Source organism: Sphingosinicella terrae (assembly GCF_003347635.1).
GTDB lineage: Bacteria > Pseudomonadota > Alphaproteobacteria > Sphingomonadales > Sphingomonadaceae > Allosphingosinicella > Allosphingosinicella terrae.
Genome location: NZ_QDFY01000057.1, coordinates 1 through 586 on the forward strand (window position 1 = coordinate 1; position 586 = coordinate 586).

Consider the following 586-nt stretch of genomic DNA (forward strand, 5'->3'; position numbering starts at 1 on the left):
GGAAGAATTGCGTACTCAACACCCGCACCTAAAATTAAAGAAATTTGGAAACGACGAGTTTTCACTTTCTCTTGTGCTGCATTGAATGTTTTATATGTATTGTTTACTAATGCGATACCTACTTTACCGTAAACGTCTAAGTCAGGTAATACTTCGTAGCTAGGTTTTAATGCGATTGTCGCACCGTGTGCAGCGTGACGGAAAGTTTTCTTGTCCGCTTTACCGTTTGGTTTTTCAGAACCGCGCACACGACCGAAATAGTCATAACCTAATTCAGCCGCTAAACCTAATTTGTCTTGGTTTAAAATTTGGTAACCGCCGAATACGCCGTAAGTTACTGAATTACGGTTGATACCGTATTTTGTACCGCGATCTGTGTTTTTAGCTGAATCTAATTGTTCGATACCATCATGGAATGACGCCCAACCTGCTTTCGCACCTGCGTAGAAAGTATTTTGTTGTGGAGCTGCTTGAGCTACTGCTGCAGCCGATAATACTGCTAAAGCAACTAATGATTTTTTCATTTTGATGATCCTCTAAATTGTCATCGATTAATAAAACAAAATCACTTCAGCACCGCTTGTGG

At 40.4% G+C, this 586-nt stretch carries 1 protein-coding gene; it reads right to left on the reverse strand.

Annotation, left to right across the window (positions count from 1 at the left end; all coding sequences use genetic code 11):
- A partial coding sequence (locus DDE10_RS23225; protein WP_162806820.1) for an outer membrane beta-barrel protein occupies positions 1 to 524 on the reverse strand: 524 nt, incomplete at its 3' end.
- Positions 525 to 586 lie beyond the last annotated feature (62 nt).